Raw genomic sequence first — 18,671 nt, 5'->3', positions numbered from 1 at the left:
CTCAGACCAGCTTGATGACGAGCTGTTTGCCGCAGGCATGCGCGTATTTGCGCAGCGTTGCGAACGAGGGCGAGTGGTTTTCGCTGCGGATCGAGGCTTCCAGACGGGAGACGGCGCTTTTGGTCGTACCCATGCGGGCCGCGACTTCCTCTTGAGTCAGGCCGGCCTGCTTGCGTGCTCGAAGCAGTTCGTTGAGAGCGGAGTACTCTTCTTCCAGCCCATCCCAAGCCGCCTTGAACTCGGGCCGCTGCATGGCGCGGGCAAGTTCTGCCTTAGCATCGAGGCGCACCGGCTTGAATTGTTCGGTCTCCATTACGGACCTCCTTCAGTCGTTTGCGGGCCGTCTTCAGTTCACGGGGAGGCGTTTCCTGCGTTTTCTTTATGAAGCTGTGCAGGATGACGATCCGGCGTTCGACCATCGTGCAGTAGAACGCGCGGCCAATGCCTTCCTCGCCTTTGCAGCGCAGCTCGAAGAGTCCATGCCCCAAGGCGCGGGAGTGCGGTAGCCGCAGATCGGCACCGTGCTCCTCCATCAAAAAGACGAGTCGCAAAAAAGTCGGCATAAATGCCGACCGGCCACTCGCTGATCTCACGCTGCACGTGCTCATTGAAATAACTGACAGTCCAGTTCATGCCGAAAATGTTAGCTTACGTGCTAACTTCGCACAACTGGCCAATAAAGAGGGCGTCTGACACGCTTTGGATGCCGGTGACGAAGCCGAAGCTTCGTCACCGGATGGATCAAGGATCAGTTGCGGGTCTTGTCGACCAGCTTCTTCTCGCGGATCCAGGGCATCATCTCACGCAGACGCTCGCCGACCTCCTCGATCTGATGCTCGGCGCCGAGACGACGCATGGCCTTCATCGAAGCTGCGCCGGCCTGGTTCTCCAGGATGAACTCCTTGGCGAACTGACCGGTCTGGATCTCGCGCAGGATGCGCTTCATCTCGGCCTTGGTCTCGTCGGTGATGATGCGCGGGCCGCGGGTCAGATCACCGTACTCGGCGGTGTTGGAGATCGAGTAGCGCATGTTGGCGATGCCGCCCTCGTAGATGAGGTCGACGATCAGCTTCACTTCGTGCAGACACTCGAAGTAGGCCATCTCGGGCGCGTAACCGGCCTCGACCAGGGTCTCGAAACCGGCCTGGATCAGCGAGGTCAGACCGCCGCACAGCACCACCTGCTCACCGAACAGGTCGGTCTCGCACTCCTCGCGGAAGGTGGTCTCGATGATGCCGGCACGACCGCCGCCGTTGGCCGAGGCATAGGCCATAGCGATGTCGCGCGCGTTGCCGGTGGCGTCCTGATGGACCGCGATCAGCGAGGGCACGCCGCCGCCCTGGGTGTAGGTCGAGCGCACCAGATGGCCCGGACCCTTGGGCGCGATCATGATGACGTCCAGATCCTCACGCGGCACGATCTGGCCGAAGTGGACGTTGAAGCCGTGGGCGAAGGCCAGGGCCGCGCCCTGCTTGATGTTAGGCGCGATCTCATCGCGATAGAGCGCCGCCTGATGTTCGTCGGGGGCCAGGATCATGACCACGTCGGCGTCGGCCACGGCTTCAGCGATCGGCTTGACGGCCAGACCGGCGTTGGTGGCCTTGGCCGCCGAGGCCGAACCCGGACGCAGCGCCACGGTGACGGAGACGCCGGAGTCCTTGAGGTTGTTGGCGTGGGCATGGCCCTGCGAGCCATAGCCGACGATGGTCACTTTCTTCCCTTGGATCAGCGACAGGTCGGCGTCTTTGTCGTAATACACGTTGATGGTCATGCGATGAATCCTAGTCTTGGATGGATCGGGTTCGAACATCGGTTCGAAACGGGGTTTAGAGGGTCAAACCCTTGGCGCCGCGGGCGATGCCGGTGGGACCGGAGCGGACGACCTCGATGATCAGTCCCTCGGGCAGCGCATCGATGAAGGCGTCGAGTTTACGCGAGGCGCCGGTCAGTTCGATGACATAGCTCACGTCGGTCACGTCGATGATCTTGGCGCGGAAGATGTCCGTCAGCCGCTTGAGTTCCTCGCGGTCGGGACGCTCGGCGCGCACCTTGACCATCAGCATCTCGCGCTCGATGTGATCGCCCTCGGAGAGGTCGACGAGCTTGACGGTGTCGATGAGCTTGTTCAACTGCTTCTTGATCTGCTCGACGATCTCGTCGTTGCCGGTCGTCACCAGCGTCATGCGCGAGAGCGTGGGGTCGTCGGTGGGGGCGACCGTGAGCGATTCGATGTTGTAGCCACGGGCCGAGAACAGTCCGGCGACGCGCGAGAGCGCTCCGGCCTCGTTCTCCAGCAGCACGGCGATGATGTGTCTCATATCCGGTTCCTACAAATCAGGCCAGTTCGCGGTCGGAGTGGCTCGGCGAGAGCTGCATCTCGTGATGGCCCTTGCCGGCGGCGATCATGGGATAGACGTTCTCGGTCGGGTCGACGATCACATCCATGAAGACGAAGCGGTCACGCATGGCGAAGGCTTCACGCATGGCGTCTTCCAGGTGCTCGGGCCGTTCGATCCGCATCCCGACATGGCCGAAGCTCTCGGCGAGCTTGACGAAGTCGGGCAGCGCGTCGACATAGGAGTGCGAGTAGCGGCTCTCGTAGAACAGCTCCTGCCACTGGCGCACCATGCCCATGTAGCCGTTGTTGAGCAGCACCACCTTGATCGGCAGCCGGTATTGCTGGCAGGTCGCCAGCTCCTGGATGCACATCAGGATGCTGGCATCGCCCGAGATACAGGCCACCTGCGCCTCGGGATGGGCCAGTTGGGCGCCGATCGCCGCCGGCAGACCATAGCCCATGGTGCCGAGTCCGCCCGAGTTGATCCAGCGTCGCGGTTTATCGAATTGATAGAACTGGGCGGCGAACATCTGGTGCTGGCCGACGTCGGAGGCCAGATAGAGTTCGCCGTTGGTGACCTTGTAGAGCGTCTCGACGGCGAACTGCGGCTTGATGGCCTCGGTGTTGGCCGGATACTTGAGGCAATCGAGCGCACGCCACTCGCCGATCTTGGCCCACCAGTCGTCGAGCGCGCCGGCGGGCGACTTCGGCTGCTGCTCGCGATAGAGTCTGAGCATGTCGGCGAGCACGCTCGCGACCTGACCGACGATCGGCACATCGACCTTGACGTTCTTGGCGATCGAAGACGGGTCGACGTCGATGTGGATGATCCGGGCGTGCGGGCAGAAATGCTCGATCTTGCCGGTGACGCGGTCGTCGAAACGCGCGCCGACGGCGATCAGCACGTCGGTCTCGTGCATCGCCATGTTGGCTTCATAGGTGCCGTGCATCCCCAACATGCCGAGGAACTGCGGGTCGGTCATGGGGAAGGCGCCCAGGCCCATCAGGGTGCTGGTGATCGGGAAACCGGTCGCCTTCACCAGTTCCGTCAGTTGCGCCGAGCCGTCGCCGAGCACCACGCCGCCGCCGGTATAGAACACCGGGCGCTTGGCCGCGAGCATCAGATCGACGGCCTTGCGGATCTGGCCCAGATGGCCCTTCTCCACCGGGTTGTAGGAGCGCAGCTTGATCTCGCGCGGGTAGACGTAAGGGATCCGGATGTTGGGGTCGGTGACGTCCTTGGGGATGTCGACCACGACCGGCCCCGGACGCCCCGTGGTCGCGATATGGAACGCCTTGCGGATGGTCAGGGCCAGATCGCGCACGTCCTTGACCAGGAAGTTGTGCTTGACGCACGGACGGGTGATGCCGACCGTGTCGACCTCCTGGAAGGCATCGCTGCCGATGAAGGGCGTGGGCACCTGGCCGGTCAGCACCACCATCGGGATCGAGTCCATGTAGGCGGTGGCGATGCCGGTGACGGCGTTGGTCGCGCCCGGCCCCGAGGTGACGAGGCAGACGCCGCACTTACCGGTGGCGCGCGCATAGCCGTCGGCCGCATGGGCCGCCGCCTGCTCGTGGCGCACCAGGATGTGCTTGAGCGAGCCCTGTTTGAACAGGGCATCGTAGATATGCAGTACCGCCCCGCCGGGGTAGCCGAAGACCAGCTCGACGCCTTCGTCGACCAGCGCCTGGATGACGATCTCCGCCCCGCTCAGTTCCGGCCCCGCCCCCTCTGGTTGCGCATCAGTCTGTGACACCTTGAGCGACCTCCGCTTCGGCCCGCTCGCCGGAACGCCACCCGCGCGCCGGGCGTGGAACGCCGACGGGCTTGAGGATTCCGGGAGAGAGAAGACTAGAAATTGAAAAAGAGGTTGACGTTACAGGGATCGCGGGAAGTGGTCAAGATGCGTGCGGCCGATAAGTTCTCCGAATCGATGGCAGGCTTCAAACGAGGTGTTTTAGCTAGAATGGCCAGTCATAGTCAATCTTACACCCGATGCACCCAGTCGCAGGCCATGACCAACTTAACAGAACCCAAAATTTCAGGAACTCGTCGCCAAGCTGCGTGAGATCTTCCAGATCGACCGCCCGGAACTCGACTTCGGTATCTACCGCATCCTCAACGCCCGCGCGGGCGAAATCGACGACTATCTGCAAAACCGGCTGGCCGAGAAGGTACGGCAGGCGCTCAGCAGCGGTAACGAAGCCCAACGTGAGCTGGTGGCACATGAGATCAAGGAGAAGGAAGATCAGTATCAAGCCGATGGGATCAATCCCCGTGTTGCGTCCCGTGTGATTATGTGCCGCGCAGGAGTTATCCTTTGTTCCTTGCCCGCGAGGTGCTCCAGCGACTTGTCGCGGAGTTTGAGCACGGCCCAGCGCGTCCAGAATGAACACGCGAAGGTTTCGTTGCCATGGTCATCCGTCTGCACAAAAACGCCCGCACGACACCGGCCATCCGTCGTGAACGCCAGTCCTCGACGCGCTCGACCCGCGAGCCGGCCGAGCGCTATGGGCGGAGCCGTCAGACGGTGTTGAAGTGGCGTCGGCGCTCCGGCACCGAGGACGCCTCGCACCGTCTCCACACGCGCCTGACGCCGGCGCAGGAGGCGGTCGTGGTCGAGTTGCGTAAAACGCTCCTGTTGCCGCTTGATGACCTGCTGGCCGTCACCCACGAGTTTATCAGCACCACTGTCTCGCGCTCGGGCCTGGATCGCTGTCTGCGCCGTCATGGCGTCTCCAACCTCCAGGCCCTCCGGCCCCGGCCCATCGATCCGGACGCCCGCCCGGTCAAGTGTTTCAAGGACTACGAACCGGGCTTTGTCCATGTCGACGTGAAGTACCTGCCGCGAATGCCGGATGAGGACCGCGCTCAGTCCCTCTTTGCCGCGATCGATCGGGCCACGCGCCGGGTCTATGTCGAGATCCTGCCCGAGAAAACCGCCCGGAACGCCGCCGGCTTCCTGGAGCGGCTCATCGCCAAGGCCCCGTTCAACATCACCAAGGTCTTGACCGATAACGGTAAAGAATTCACCGACCGCTTCGGTGCCACGGGGGAACGCGAACCCACCGGGCGCCATCGCTTCGATCAGGTCTGCTCGGCCAACACCATTGAGCATCGCCTTATTCAGCCGCGCACCCCCCAGACCAACGGCATGATCGAGCGCTTCAACGGGCGCCTTTCAGAGGTCTTGACCACCACCCGCTTCGACTCCGCCGAGTCTTTGGCCCGGACCATCGAGCGCTACGTTCAGGTCTATAACCAACACCTTCCGCAGAAAGCCCTCGGCCACATCGCCCCGATCCAGGCACTCAAGGACCGGCGCGAGAAACGCCCCGAACGCTTCAAAAAGCGTGTCTACAATCTCCGGGGACTTGACAGGGAATTGAATTAACCGGGCTGGAGAACTTTCAGCGGCGTCAATCGATGGACGGCGCAGGAGGCGCCGGCACACCTGGAGGACGCGGCGGCGCCGGTTCACGGCCGGATTCGAGTAGCGCACGCTCCTCATGCATGGCCTCGTCGGCCTCGCGGGTCAGCACGATGAGACTGATCCGACGATTGATCGGGTTGTTCGGATCGCTCTTGTCGAAGGGCACGGTCGAGGCGAAACCGACCACGCGCCCGACCTTCTCCGCACGCATCCCGCCGGCCACCAGCGCGCGGCGTGCCGCGTTCGCCCGCTCGGTGGACAGCTCCCAGTTGCTGTAGGAAGGATCTCCCAGCGGGCGCGCATCCGTGTGTCCGGTGAGACTGATGCGGTTGGGCACCTGATTGATCAGCGCGCCCAGCTCGCGCAGGATGTCGGAGGTATAGTTCTTGAGCTTGGCGCTGCCGAGATCGAACATGGGCCTGTGCTCCTTGTCGACGATCTGGATGCGCAACCCCTCGGGCACGATGTCGATCAGGAGCTGATCCTTGTAGGGCGCCAGCGTACTGCTCTGATCCAGCTTGTGCTCCAGGATCTCCTTGAGTGAGGCCAGGCGTGCGGCGTCCTGCTCGTCGGCCAGGGCCGCGATCTGTTCGGGATCGAGCATGGGATCCTGGAGCGGCCCCATGTCGATCGCGCCCTCGAAGTCGATGAGCGAGGGCTTGGAGCCTGTGCCCTCGCCCATGGCCTGCGAGGGCGAGGTCGCGATGCCCATGAAGACCGAGGGATTGTTGAAATAGTCCGAGATCGCCGCCTTCTGCTCCTCGGTCGTGGCGCCCAGGATCCACAGCAGCATGAAGAAGGCCATCATGGCGGTCGCGAAGTCGGCGAAGGCGATCTTCCAGGCCCCGCCGTGATGCCCGCCCTTCTTGACGATCTTCTTGACGATGATGGGCTGTTTGGACTCGTTGATCGCCATGGACGCTTCGCGCCTCCCGCGCTACTTGGTTCCGCGCAGATGCTGCTCGAACTCCTGGAAGTTTGGACGCAGTTCCGGCGGCATGGTCTTGCGACCGAACTCGACCGCGACCTGGGGGCTGTACCCCTGCACCGTGGCCAGGATGCAGGCCTTGAGACAGGACAGATAGCGGGTCTCCTCGTCGGCCATTCGCCCCAGATAACTGGCGATGGGGCCGACGAAGCCATAGGAAAACAGGATGCCGCTGAAGGTTCCGACCAGGGCGGCGGCCACCAGTCCGCCGATCTCGCTCATGGGGCCGCCGAGCGCGGCCATGGTGTGCACGATCCCCAGCACGGCGGCGACGATACCGAAGGCGGGCAGACCATCGGCCACCTGCTGCACGGCGTGCGACGCCTCGGCGGCGGCGTGATGGTGGGTGTCGATCTCGATGTCCATCAGGTTCTCGAGCTCGAAGGGATTCATGTTGCCGCTGACCACCAGCCGCATGTAATCGGAGATGAACTCTGTGGCGTGACGGTCCTTGAGGATGAGCGGATATTTCTGGAACAGCGCGCTGCTCCCGGGTTCCTCGATGTCGGCCTCGATGCCCATGAGTCCTTCCTTGCGCGCCTTGTTGAAGAGCTCGTACATGAAGCCGAGCGCGTCCATGTAATGGGTCTTCTTGTACTTCGAGCCGGCGAACAGGGCCGGTATCGACTTGAGCGACTTGAGCACCACGCTCATCGGATTGGCGATGACGAAACCGCCGCCGGCCGCGCCCAGGATGATCACCAGTTCGAAGGGCTGCCACAGCGCCTCGATATGGCCGCCGCCGGCGGCAAAGCCACCGAGCACGGAGAGGAAGACGATGATCGAACCCAGGATGAAGTTCACGGGGAGCGGCTATCCGAGCAACTGGCGCATGTCTGGAGTCATGGCGCATGACGCGCCTTTCGCGTGCCCGCTAATATAGCATCCGTCGAGCGGCGCCAACCAATCCGATGGCGCCTAGGTTCCAGCTTGGGGATGCGAGACGCGATGGGATCGATGTGGTTGGACGAGGTGATCGCAACGGCCCGGCTCGATACGCTGCCGGTCCAGGCACGCACGCGCCGCGAACTGGCGCGGGTGCTGGCCGAGGAGGACGCACCGCTCGGGCGCATCACCCTGGTGGTGATGAGCGATCCCGGACTGGCGCTGCGCGTCCTGCAACGGGCCAACGCGGTCGAGCATCGCTATTTCCGCCGCGAGATCGTGGGGCTGGAGGACGCCATCCACATGCTCGGACTGCGGACGCTGGCCGAGCTCGAACGTCAGGCCCCCCTGGCCGAGGACGTGCTCGACGCCCGGCGGCTCGAACACTACAGGCGCGGCTGTGGCCGGGCCTTGCTCGCGGCGCGGCTGGCGCTGGACTGGGCCGAACTCGAACGCGATCGGGTGCCGGCCGAGATCGCGCTCGCCGCCCTGCTCAACAATCTCGGCGAGCTGTATCTGCTGGCGCGCGGCGACGCCCGGATCAACCGCTATCTGGAGATGATGGAGGAGCACCCGGACGTGCTGCCGCACGAGGCCGAATACGTGACGCTCAGCACGAGTCTGGAGGCGCTGGGCTACGGGCTGGCCTGTGCCTGGAACCTGCCGGAGATGGCGCGCGAGTCGATGCGCGGGCGCAATGCGCGTCATCCGCGCCCGCTGTACGTGATGCTGGCGACCCAGATCGCGCGCCATGCCTTTGCCGGTTGGCGTCATCCGGGGCAGGGCGGGGATCTCAGACTGGTCTCGGAATTGCTTGAATGCGACCCGGCGACCCTGTGCGATCGCCTCGATCGGGTGCTGGACCGGTTCAACGAGCGCGCTGTGCTGTACGGTCTGAAGCCGCTGGAGACGATGCCACGTGCTTCAGCGGCGGATGATTCGTCCTGGCTCGACCGTCGGCGTGCGGCCCTGTTCTGTCTGGCACCGCGCACCGATGAACTGGAGCGGGTCGCGGCGGCCTTGACTGGTCGGATCGAGGATCGCGAGACGCTGGTCCTGGACTGGCTGCATGGACTGCATCGCGGTCTGGGGCTGAACCGGGTCGTCTATGCCGCCTTGGATGCGGATCGGCGGACCCTGACGGCCGAACAGCTCGTCGGCACGGATTTCGAGCCGGGCTTCAACCGTTTCAGTCTGTCGCTCGATCGGGGCGGACTCTTCGAGCGCCTGATGACCGCTCCAGGTGCCCTATGGCTGAACGCGAGCAACCGGACCGAGCTGAGCGACCAGGTGCCCAAGGACGTCAAGACCTTGACGCGCGTGGAGGCGTTCATGGCACGCTCGGTGTGGATCGGCGGTCGGCCGGTCGGTCTGGTCTATGCCGACCGTCGATCGACCGACTGCGCGCTCGATGCGCGCGCCTATCAGGGGTTCCTGCACCTGTCGGCGCTCGCCGAGACGGCCCTGGAGCGCCTCGTCTCGCAGACGCCCGGTTAGGTCCAGGGCAGGCGCATCTTGCCCGGCTCCTGTTCGGCCGCCTCGGTGCGGCGTAACTCGCGGCGGCGGTGCATCACCACGAGCGCGGCCTCGACGGCGTCGTCGACCTCCTGAGACAGGGTCGCGCGGTCGCCGTCCCCCAGATGGGACCAGAGATCCACCGTATGGCGCACATAGCGGGCCGGCAGCGCATTGAGCGCCAGGCAGGCGAGGTCGGCCACGAAGTCGGCGTCGTATTCCTCGTCCCGCCCCGAGAGTTTCTCCCGGATGGACTCCAGGACCAGGCGTTCGTAATAGTTCTGGATACTCGCGAGCATGGTCTCAACTCGGGCAATATGTCGATCACAACATCTTACAAGACTGGGCCAAGCCTTGCTGAATGACTTTTATGCCGTCCCTGGAGCCGGTAGGATCGCGACCACTCGATTCTCGGGGCCAAGGGCCGAGAGGATCATGGCAATCGATGGCCGGCGCCCGTATCGACCGTCCGTGCGGCGCCCGGCTCGGGGGAGAGAGAGGAACGCGCTCGGTGATGAGAATCGGTCTGTATGGCGATGAGTCCGCGCGTCTCGCCACGCGGCATGTCCTGGAGTTCCTGGGATGCGAGGTACGTGACCTGGTGAGCCTCGAGGCGTCCGGGAGCGCGGATCTGGCGGCACTCTGGGTCTGTGACACGGCGGCCGGCGTCGAGCGGGTGCTCGCGCGACTGCCGTCGTCCGAGCGTCCGCCGCTCGTCTTTCAGCCGCTCGACGGCGGCTCGGTCCGGCTCGACGGGCGCGCCTATGTCGTCGCCCCGCCGCTGACGCCCGGTCTGGTGATCCAGGTGCTGCAACGCCTCCAGCTCGAATCCGAGCCCGAGCCGCCGTCCGGGATCGATCTGGTCGGTCGCCATCCGCGGATGCTGAACGTCAAGCGTCTGATCGCGCAGGTGGCCCGTACCGACGCGACCGTGCTCATCCTCGGCGAGACGGGCGCCGGCAAGGAGGTGGTCGCGCGCGCCGTCCATGCCGCCTCCAGCCGCGCCGACAAGCCCTTCGTGGCGGTCAACTGCGGGGCCATTCCGGGCGACCTGCTCGAGAGCGAACTCTTCGGCCACGAGAAGGGCGCCTTCACCGGCGCCTTCACCGCGCGCGCCGGACGTTTCGAACTGGCCGGCGACGGCGTGCTCTTCCTCGACGAGATCGGCGACATGCCGTTGCCGATGCAGGTCAAGCTGCTGCGCGTGCTCCAGGAGCGCACCTTCGAGCGGGTCGGCTCCAACAAGCCCATCCAGGCCAACGCACGCATCATCTCGGCCACCCATCGCAACCTGGAGGACGCGGTCGAGGCCGGACTCTTCCGCCAGGATCTGTTCTTCCGGCTCAACGTCTTTCCGATCGAGCTGCCCTCGCTGCGCGAGCGCCAGAGCGACATCCCGCTGCTGATCACGACGCTGGAAGCGCGTCTGCGCGAGCAGGGCGGCGAGCCGGCCCGACTCACGCCGGGCGTGCTGGCCCATCTGAGCCGGCAGCCCTGGCCGGGCAACGTGCGCGAGCTGGCCAACCTGCTCGAACAGCTCTCGATCATGTATCCGGATCAGCTCGTCGATCTGGCGCAGTTGCCCGGCCGCTTCCGACCCGAGGGGCTGGAGATGGTGCCGGCCGGGTTCGGTGAGTCCGGGCCGCCCCCGGTCGGCGGGCCGCCGGGACTCGGCGAGGATCTGCTGCCGCCCGAGGGCACCGAGATGCGCGAGTATCTCAACGATCTGGAGCGGCGTATGATCCGGACCGCGCTCGAACAGAACGGCTTCGTCGTCGCCCGTGCCGCGCGCCGGCTCGGGATGCGTCGTACGACGCTCGTCGAGCGGATGCGCAAGTTCGGGCTGGAGCGTGACGCGCGCGACGAATCCGCGGACCTGTGAGACACCCCTGAACGCCCTCCATGCCGCTCGTGCGTCAAAAAGACGTCGCTTCCGGTCGCGTCTGGGCGGTTGGAAGTCGGCATCGAATTTGCTGGTTCAAGTGCATCCGATGACGGCCGTCCCCCACCGAGCGCTCGACTCGGGACTGCGCGGGGACGGGCCTCGAACCCACGAGGCACGAGCCAGGAGATTCCAGAGTCATGAGCGGCGAGATGCAGATCCAGAATGTGCTGGCGCAGATGCGTGCGCTCGCCCAGTCGGGTCGCGTCGAGAATACGGCGCCGGTCGCCGAGGCCAGGGAGGCACGAGGCACGGATGACGACTTCGCCGCCAAACTGCGCGATGCCATTCGCGACGTCAACGAGATCCAGCAGGAGTCGACATCCATGCAGACGCGCTTCGAGCTGGGTGACAACAACGTCAGTCTGCCCCAGGTCATGGTGGCCATGAACCGGTCGAGCATCGCCTTCGAGGCCACCAACCAGGTGCGCAACCGGTTGCTGTCGGCCTATCAGGAAGTCATGAGCATGCAGGTCTAGGCCGGACGCCTCCGAGTTAACCCCACATGGCCGCCATCGATACCGCCATCACCGAGAACCCGTCCCAGGATCAGCCCCCGGCCGCGGATCCGAATACGCTGGGCGGACGTCTGGCGCTCGGTTTCCAGAGTTTCCGGGAGATGTCGGTCGGGCGTCAGATCGCGCTCATCGGTATGCTCGCCGGCGGACTGGTGGCCGTGGTGGCCATCCTGTTCTGGGCGCTCAAGCCGACCTATGTGCCGCTGTTCAGCCAGCTCGAGAGCGCCGAGGCCTCCGAGGTGATGGAGGCACTGACCAAGCTCGGCGTGCCCTATCGGGTCGACAACGGCTCCGGACGCATCGAGATCCCGCAGCAGCGCGTCGCCGAGACGCGGCTGCAACTGGCCGGTCAGGGGTTGCCGAAGTCGGCGGATATCGGCTTCGAGCTGTTGCAGCAGGACTCGGGCTTCGGCACCAGCCGTCTGATCGAGGGCGCGCGTTTCCAGCGCGCGCTCGAGGGCGAGCTGGGGCGTTCCATCGCCGCCCTGGAGCCGGTCGAGAAGGCGCGCGTGCACATCGCCAAGGCCGAGCGCTCGGTGTTCGTGCGCGAGCGCGTGCCGCCGAGCGCCTCGGTCGTCGTGCATCTGAAGGGCAGCCGGGGCTTGACCGACACCCAGGTCGGCGCCATCGTGCATCTGGTCTCCTCCAGCGTGCCCGAACTCACGCCCGATCGCGTGACCGTGGTCGATCAGAGCGGGCGGCTCCTGACCTCGGATGGCGAGGACAAGAGCAGCCGGCTCAGTCTCGACCATCTGGAATACACCCATCGGGTCGAGTCGCGCTATGTCGACCGCGTCCAGTCGCTGCTGATGCCCATCGTCGGGCGCGATCGGGTGCGGGTCCAGGTGTCGGCCGACCTGGATTTCTCGCGTGTCGAGCGCACCCAGGAGTCCTATGATCCGGACAAGACCGCGATCCGCTCCGAGCAGTTGAACGAGGAAGAGCGCATCGGCGCCGATCCGCTCGCCGGCGGCATCCCTGGTGCCCTGACCAATCAGCCTCCGGCCGGCGGTGCGGTCGGCCAACAGCAGGCGGCCCAGGGCAATGCCACGGTGCCGAGCAGCCGCAGTCAGCAGACGACGCGCAACTATGAGGTCGACCGGACCATCTCGCACATCCAGGAGACGCCCGGCGGTGTGCGCCGGCTCACGGCGGCGGTGGTGGTCGACTACATCGATCAGGTCAACGAGGCCGGCGAGCCGATCCGTGTCCCGCGTTCGGACGCCGAGATGGAGACCCTGCGCGAGCTGGTGCGCGAGGCCATCGGCTTCAACGAGGCGCGCGGAGATTCGTTGCAGGTGCGCTCGGCCTCCTTCGTGCCCGAGTCCGACGAGGACGCCGAGCCGATCTGGACGCAACCCTGGTTCCTGGAACTGGTCAAGATCGTCGGCGGACTGCTGCTGGCGCTGATCGTGATGCTGACCGTCGTCAAGCCGGCGCTCAATCAGATCCTGCCCAAGCCGCCCGAGCCTGAGACGCCGGAGGAAGACGAGGAGACCCGCGCCCTGACGGACGGCATCGAAGGCGAGGAAGGCGAAGAGGGCGAGGACATCGTCTCGCTGACACACGAACCCTCGGGTATCGCCGCCCTCATGGGTCCGAAGGGACCGGACCGTCAACAACTCGACCTGGAGGCCGTGCGCGAGATGGTGCGCCAGGATCCCAAGCGGGTGGTCCAGGTCATGAAACAATGGTTGGCTGAAGATGGCAACGGATAAGAAAACGGGGGCCGAGCGCGTGGCCATCTTCATGATGAGCCTCGGCGAGGAATGCGCCGCCGAACTGCTGCGTCACATGGGACCGAAGGAGGTCCAGAAGATCGGCGGCGCCATGGCCTCGCTGGAGCGGGTCACGCGCAGCGACATCGACGCCGTGCTCAAGGAGTTCTCCGAGCTGATCCAGGATCAGACCGCGCTCGGCATCGGTGCCGACGACTATGTCCGCAGTGTGCTGCGCACGGCGCTCGGCGAGGAGAAGGCCGCCGGTCTCATCGACCGCATCCTGATCGGGCGTAATTCCAAGGGTCTGGAGGCGCTCAAGTGGCTCGACCCGCGCGCTATCGCCGAAATGATCCGTCACGAGCACCCGCAGATCGTGGCCATCGTGCTCTCGCATCTGGACCCGGATCAGTCGGCCGAGACGCTCTCGCATCTGCCCGAGCGCATGCAGTCCGATATCATCCTGCGCATCGCCACGCTCGACGGCGTACAGCCGGCGGCGTTGCAGGAGCTCGACGAGATCCTGGAGAGCCAGCTCTCGGGCAAGAACACCGCCAAGTCCTCGATGATCGGCGGGGTGCAGACGGCGGCCAACATCCTCAACTTTATGGAGGGGACGCGCGAATCGGCCATCATGGAGGGTGTCCGGCAGGTCGACGAGGATCTGAGCGAACGCATCCAGGAGCTGATGTTCGTCTTCGCCAACCTGGTCGACGTCGACGATCGCGGCATCCAGACCCTGCTGCGCGAGGTCACGACCGAGTCGCTGGTGCTGGCGCTCAAGGGCGCCGAGGAGGAGCTCAGGGACAAGATCTTCAAGAACATGTCCAAGCGCGCCGCCGAGATGCTGCGCGAGGATCTGGAGACCAAGGGTCCGGTGCGCGTGAGCGATGTCGAGGCCGCGCAGAAGGAGATCCTGGCCGTCGCCCGGCGTCTGGCCGACAGTGGTGAGATCGTGCTCGGCGGCAAGGGTGGGGAGGCCATGCTGTGAGTCGCTTCATCCCGGCGTCCGATCCGCGTCTCGCCGCCGGCATCCGGCGCTGGCTGCCGCCCGATGTCGACTTCGACCCGAATGCCGTGGAGATCCCCGAACCCGAGGGGCCGCCGCCCACCCCCGAGGAGATCGCCGCCCTACAGGAGGCGGCGAGGCGCGAGGGTGTCGAGGCCGGTTATCGCGAGGGCTATGAGACCGGGTATCGCGAGGGGCGCGCGAAGGCCGATCAGGAGGCGGAAGTCGAACGCGCCGAGCGTGAGGCGCGCGAGCAGGAATGGCGCCGGACCGAGGAACAGACACTGCGCGAGACGGTCGCCGCGCTCGAAGGGATCGCTCGTGCCCTGGCCGATCCGCTGGCCGAGTCGGCCGATGCCCTGGAACCCGAGCTGCTGGCCCTGGTGTCGGCTCTGGCGCGGCGCGTGGTCATGGCCGAGCTGACCACCCGTCCCGAGCTCATCCAGCGTGTCCTGCACGAGGCGCTCCGGCAGTTGCCCTCGCGCAAGCACCAGATCCGGATTCACGTCAATCCGCGCGACCAGGAACTGCTGGCCGCCTATGCCGAGTCCAACGACGAGCAACCGATCTGGATCGCCGACCTGGAGGTCGAGCCGGGCGGCTGCATCCTGATCAGCGGTCCGAGTCGTATCGATGCCGGCCTGGAGACGCGGCTGCGTCAGGGGATCGAGGCGATCTGGGGCGAGCTGGAGCCGCCCGCGCCGTCGTCGCCGGCCGATGAGCCGGAGCCGATGGCCGAACCCGAGCCGGAGTCCGAACCCGTGTTCGAATCGGCGTCTGCCGCCGACCCTGAGCCTGAACTGGAGTCAGCGACTGAAGCAGAGCCGTCGGCCGTCGAGCACGAACCTCAGTCCGAGCGCGAACCCGAGTCCCAACCTGAATCAGCCGCCGAGCCAGAGCTTGTCCCTGAATCGGAAACCGAGGTGCCACCGACATGAGCGACGTCATCGAGGATCTGAAACAGCAGGGCTCACAGCAGCTCGTGCATGGTTTGCGCGATCGCCTGGCGCGCTCGCGCCGGCGCATCGAGGACGTCCCCGCGCCCCAGCCCGAGGGCCGACTGTCACGCATGGTCGGCATGACGCTCGAGGCCGAGGGTATCCGGCTGCCGGTCGGCGGACGGGCCGCGATCCATACCGCTCATGGCACTCGTCTGGGTGCCGAGGTGGTCGGCTTCCAGGGCGAGCGGACCTTCCTGATGCCCGAGGGCAAGCTCGAAGGGCTGGCGCCGGGCGCGCGCATCGAACCGCTGGAACAGGCGCGGCGCATCCCGGTCGGTCCGGCTCTGCTCGGTCGCGTCGTCGATGCGCTCGGCAAGCCGCTCGATGGCGGCGGCCCCATCCGCACCGCCGAGATGGCGCCGATCGAGGGCCGTCCGATCAATCCGCTCGGGCGTGTGCCCGTCACCGAGCCGCTCGACGTCGGGATTCGCGCGCTCAACGGCCTGCTGTCGGTCGGTCGCGGTCAGCGTATCGGGCTGTTCGCCGGTAGCGGCGTGGGCAAGAGCGTGCTGCTGGGCATGATGACCCGCCACACGGCGGCCGATGTCATCGTGGTCGGACTCATCGGCGAGCGTGGCCGCGAGGTCAACGAGTTCATCTACGACATCCTCGACGAGGAATCGCGCAAGCGAACCGTGGTCGTGGCCGTGCCCGCCGACCAGTCGCCGCTGCTGCGTCAGCACGGCGCCTGGGTCTCGACCACCATCGCCGAATCCTTCCGCGACCGGGGGCTGAACGTGCTGTTGCTGATGGATTCGCTGACCCGCTTCGCTCAGGGCGCGCGCGAGATCGCCATGGCCATCGGCGAGCCGCCGGCGACCAAGGGCTATTCGGCCTCGGTGTTCGCGCGTCTGCCGCAGCTCGTCGAGCGCGCGGGCAACGGCGACCGGGGCGGCGGCTCGATCACCGCCTTCTATACCGTGCTCGCCGAGGGCGACGACCAGAACGATCCCATCGTCGACTCGGCGCGTGCGATCCTCGACGGCCATGTGGTGCTCTCGCGCGAGATCGCCGAGACCGGGCGCTATCCGGCCATCGACGTCGGCGCCTCGGTCTCGCGCGTCATGAGCGCCGTGGTCACGCCCGAGCATCAGAAGGCGGCCTATCGCTTTCGCAATCTGATGTCGACCTATGCGCGCAACCGCGATCTGATCGCTGTCGGCGCCTATCGCAAGGGATCGGACCCGGCGCTCGATGAGGCCGTGGCCATGAATCCGCGTCTGGAAGCCTATCTGGGCCAGAACCGCCTGGAGAAGGCGAGCTTCGAGGACTCGCGGCGTCAATTGTTCGAGCTGCTGGGCCTGCCGATGAGTCAGTGACCAGCCGTATCCATGCACCAGTGACCGGGACATGAGCGTCAAGCGTTTCCAGCGACTGTTGAAGATCCGCGAGGCCCAGGAGAACGAGGCGGCCGTGGCGCTCGCCGGGCGTCTGGCCGAGCTCAACCGGTTCGAGCGGCAACGCGCCCAGCTCGTCGAATATCAGGCGAGCTACCTCAACGCGCCGGTTCCGAACGACGCGCATCTGATGAAACAGCTCTCGCTCATGCACCACCAGCTGCGCGAGGCGCTGCAGCAGCAGGATCTGCGCGTGGCGGCCGCCCAGAGCCAGGTCGATCAGGCGCGCTCGGCCTGGATGGAGCGCCATCAGGCGAGTCGCTCACTCGAAAAGCTCATCGAGCGTCGCCGCCGGTTCGACGCCGTCGCCGATGGGCGTCGACAACAACGTGAGTTGGATATGTGGGCCACCCGCAAGGCCTTCGATTCCGATCGAGACGCCGGTTTCTCGACGTCCGACGAGGGGTGATCGCGATGATGCAGACGACTACCATGCCGACCGGGCTCTCGGGCCTGTTGTCGCAGATCCTGGGTGGCCTGGACGAGAGCGGGGTCCGGCTCTTGGGCGGTTCGGACGGGACGGGGATTCTCGGTCAGGCCGATGTCGGCGAGTTCGTCCAATCGCTGGCAGAACAGATCAAGTCGCTCATGGTCGAGCGTGGGGCTGATCCGGTCGAGGTCGCATCCATCGGGGATGAAGCCCTGGTGGCCGAGTTTTTCGCGCTCGTCCAGGGGCAGAAGGAGTGGCCGGCCGATGGGCTGTCTGTCGCAACCGGTCTTGGCGGTCTGATGCGCGGCTTCGAGGCATCGGCCGTCTCCGAAGAAGATGGGGAGGGGACCGAGGCATCGCCTGATGATGCGCCGGAGCAGGAATCGGAGGTGCCTGTCTGGCTCACCGCTCTACCCACCGTCATATTGGAGCGACTGAGCGAAGCAGGCCGAATTCTGCCGACTCCGACAACGGAGCTGGCTGGTCCGCCAGCCTCAGCCCCTGTCGACCTGGAAACGCTGACGCGCGCACTCCTGCGTCAGAGCACGCCGGCCGCCGTTCAGGACGCTGAGCAGCCCGAGGTGCCCGATACCCTGAAACCAACCGAATCGGCCTCGGTCCTGCCCGCTTGGCTCGCTCGTCAACTGAGCAGCGACGATGCTCGAATCTGGCCGAATACCGCCATATCCGCCCCCCCGGCTTCGAACGCGGCCGGCGATCCCGCTTCCCCGTCCATGGGTGAGACGCTGCGGAGCCTGGCGGCGAGCGGCGAGCATCGGCTCGATGCGGCATTGGACATGGAGACCGTTCTGGAATCCAAGGAAGCGACCGACTTGGCCCCAGCGGGTACGCTCCGGACGCCGACCGTCGCATCCGAGACGACGACCGGCGCGCGTCTCCAGACCCTGGATCTCAACCGCCTGCTCCAACCCGGCGGTGAACAGCGCCTGGCCGAACAGGTACGCTGGTCGGTCGACAAGGGGATCGAGACGGCCGAGATCAAACTGCATCCACCCAGTCTGGGCGCCCTGGACGTGCGCCTCGTCCAGGAGGGCGACAAGACCCATGTGCAGTTCGTCTCCGCGCATCCCATCGCACGCGAGGTGCTGGAGGCGGCCATGCCCAGGTTGCGCGAGGCGCTCGCCCAGGACGGCGTCTTGCTGGGCAATGTCTCGGTCTCGGATCAGGCGCCCCAGGATCGCGGCAGGAGCGGGCGCGAAGCCGGTGACTCGACTGGAGTCGAGGATCTCGAGACCGAGGACGACGAGGATCGGATCGAGTCCCGCGGCACCATCTCGGTGCTGTCGCGCCGGCTCGACGTCTTCACCTGAGCCCGCCCGTCGAACCGAGGACGCATCGGCGATCCTCGTTCGACGACTGCTGGTGTTCGCCGCGGTACGGTTTAAAATCGCCCCTCATCATTCCGACCGGACGTCCCCACCGCCGGCGTTGGACGCCCGGAACCACGGTTTTCCAGTGCGCGCGCCATGGAA

General features: G+C 65.7%; 19 protein-coding genes. 10 read left to right on the top strand and 9 right to left on the bottom strand.

Annotation, left to right across the window (positions count from 1 at the left end; genetic code table 11):
* Position 1: 1 nt before the first annotated feature.
* The 6 genes from Atep_RS15030 to Atep_RS15005 all read right to left on the bottom strand — a co-directional run bounded on the left by Atep_RS15030 (position 2) and on the right by Atep_RS15005 (position 4,738).
* A complete protein-coding gene (locus Atep_RS15030; RefSeq protein WP_236786273.1) occupies positions 2-313 on the bottom strand; it encodes a helix-turn-helix domain-containing protein in 312 nt (103 codons plus the stop codon).
* Entirely contained in the window at positions 273-563 is a 291-nt protein-coding gene (locus Atep_RS15025) for a type II toxin-antitoxin system RelE/ParE family toxin (protein WP_419467096.1), read from the bottom strand. Before Atep_RS15025 ends, Atep_RS15030 begins: the two co-directional genes overlap by 41 nt.
* A 185-nt stretch (positions 564-748) precedes the next feature.
* Entirely contained in the window at positions 749-1,765 is a 1,017-nt protein-coding gene (ilvC, locus tag Atep_RS15020) for a ketol-acid reductoisomerase (RefSeq protein WP_213381793.1), read from the bottom strand.
* Between the two features lie 61 nt (positions 1,766-1,826).
* A complete protein-coding gene (ilvN, locus tag Atep_RS15015) occupies positions 1,827-2,318 on the bottom strand; it encodes an acetolactate synthase small subunit (protein WP_213379244.1) in 492 nt (163 codons plus the stop codon).
* Between the two features lie 16 nt (positions 2,319-2,334).
* A complete protein-coding gene (gene ilvB / locus Atep_RS15010; protein WP_213379243.1) occupies positions 2,335-4,098 on the bottom strand; it encodes a biosynthetic-type acetolactate synthase large subunit in 1,764 nt (587 codons plus the stop codon).
* Between the two features lie 205 nt (positions 4,099-4,303).
* Positions 4,304-4,738: a hypothetical protein gene (locus Atep_RS15005; protein ID WP_213379242.1), complete on the bottom strand. Its 435-nt coding sequence runs from the start codon at positions 4,736-4,738 to the stop codon at positions 4,304-4,306.
* Positions 4,739-4,755: 17 nt separating this feature from the next.
* On the opposite strand from Atep_RS15005, the gene Atep_RS15000 reads away from it, so the two are divergent.
* A complete protein-coding gene (locus tag Atep_RS15000) occupies positions 4,756-5,736 on the top strand; it encodes an IS481 family transposase (RefSeq protein ID WP_213379241.1) in 981 nt (326 codons plus the stop codon).
* A 25-nt stretch (positions 5,737-5,761) separates the two neighbouring features.
* Here Atep_RS15000 and motB read toward each other — a convergent pair whose 3' ends face one another.
* Both motB and motA read right to left on the bottom strand, forming a co-directional pair.
* Positions 5,762-6,691 (bottom strand): flagellar motor protein MotB, encoded by a 930-nt coding sequence (gene motB / locus Atep_RS14995; protein WP_236786271.1) that lies wholly within the window; start codon positions 6,689-6,691, stop codon positions 5,762-5,764.
* A gap of 21 nt (positions 6,692-6,712) precedes the next feature.
* Complete coding sequence (motA, locus tag Atep_RS14990; protein ID WP_213379240.1) at positions 6,713-7,567, bottom strand: flagellar motor stator protein MotA; 855 nt, start codon at positions 7,565-7,567, stop codon at positions 6,713-6,715.
* A gap of 153 nt (positions 7,568-7,720) precedes the next feature.
* Here motA and Atep_RS14985 point away from each other — a divergent pair, with 153 nt between their 5' ends.
* The gene (locus Atep_RS14985; RefSeq protein ID WP_213379239.1) at positions 7,721-9,145 is read left to right on the top strand and encodes an HDOD domain-containing protein; all 1,425 of its coding nucleotides are present in this window, start codon (positions 7,721-7,723) and stop codon (positions 9,143-9,145) included.
* On the opposite strand, the gene Atep_RS14980 is transcribed toward Atep_RS14985, so the two are convergent.
* The gene (locus Atep_RS14980) at positions 9,142-9,462 is read right to left on the bottom strand and encodes a late competence development ComFB family protein (protein WP_213379238.1); all 321 of its coding nucleotides are present in this window, start codon (positions 9,460-9,462) and stop codon (positions 9,142-9,144) included. The two genes, Atep_RS14985 and Atep_RS14980, sit on opposite strands and share 4 nt — an antisense overlap.
* Before the next feature lie 215 nt (positions 9,463-9,677).
* Here Atep_RS14980 and Atep_RS14975 point away from each other — a divergent pair, with 215 nt between their 5' ends.
* From Atep_RS14975 to Atep_RS14940, 8 genes are all read left to right on the top strand, one after another.
* Complete coding sequence (locus Atep_RS14975; protein WP_213379237.1) at positions 9,678-11,045, top strand: sigma-54 interaction domain-containing protein; 1,368 nt, start codon at positions 9,678-9,680, stop codon at positions 11,043-11,045.
* 200 nt (positions 11,046-11,245) lie between these two features.
* A complete protein-coding gene (gene fliE, locus Atep_RS14970; protein WP_236786269.1) occupies positions 11,246-11,584 on the top strand; it encodes a flagellar hook-basal body complex protein FliE in 339 nt (112 codons plus the stop codon).
* 140 nt (positions 11,585-11,724) lie between these two features.
* Entirely contained in the window at positions 11,725-13,341 is a 1,617-nt protein-coding gene (gene fliF, locus Atep_RS14965) for a flagellar basal-body MS-ring/collar protein FliF (RefSeq protein ID WP_236786747.1), read from the top strand.
* The gene (fliG, locus tag Atep_RS14960; RefSeq protein ID WP_213379235.1) at positions 13,328-14,332 is read left to right on the top strand and encodes a flagellar motor switch protein FliG; all 1,005 of its coding nucleotides are present in this window, start codon (positions 13,328-13,330) and stop codon (positions 14,330-14,332) included. Before fliF ends, fliG begins: the two co-directional genes overlap by 14 nt.
* Positions 14,329-15,288: a FliH/SctL family protein gene (locus tag Atep_RS14955; protein ID WP_213379234.1), complete on the top strand. Its 960-nt coding sequence runs from the start codon at positions 14,329-14,331 to the stop codon at positions 15,286-15,288. The genes fliG and Atep_RS14955 overlap by 4 nt, the downstream gene beginning before the upstream one ends.
* Positions 15,285-16,670, top strand: coding sequence for a FliI/YscN family ATPase (locus Atep_RS14950; protein ID WP_213379233.1), 1,386 nt, complete (start codon positions 15,285-15,287; stop codon positions 16,668-16,670). The genes Atep_RS14955 and Atep_RS14950 overlap by 4 nt, the downstream gene beginning before the upstream one ends.
* A gap of 31 nt (positions 16,671-16,701) precedes the next feature.
* On the top strand, positions 16,702-17,157 hold the full coding sequence (gene fliJ / locus Atep_RS14945; protein WP_213379232.1) for a flagellar export protein FliJ: 456 nt from the start codon (positions 16,702-16,704) through the stop codon (positions 17,155-17,157).
* Between the two features lie 5 nt (positions 17,158-17,162).
* On the top strand, positions 17,163-18,509 hold the full coding sequence (locus Atep_RS14940) for a flagellar hook-length control protein FliK (RefSeq protein WP_213379231.1): 1,347 nt from the start codon (positions 17,163-17,165) through the stop codon (positions 18,507-18,509).
* Positions 18,510-18,671 lie beyond the last annotated feature (162 nt).

The sequence above is a fragment of the Allochromatium tepidum genome (assembly GCF_018409545.1).
GTDB classification, from domain to species: Bacteria; Pseudomonadota; Gammaproteobacteria; order Chromatiales; family Chromatiaceae; genus Thermochromatium; species Thermochromatium tepidum_A.
The sequence above is the reverse complement of the archived record's forward strand: the minus strand, read 5'-3'. Positions and strand labels throughout refer to the sequence as shown.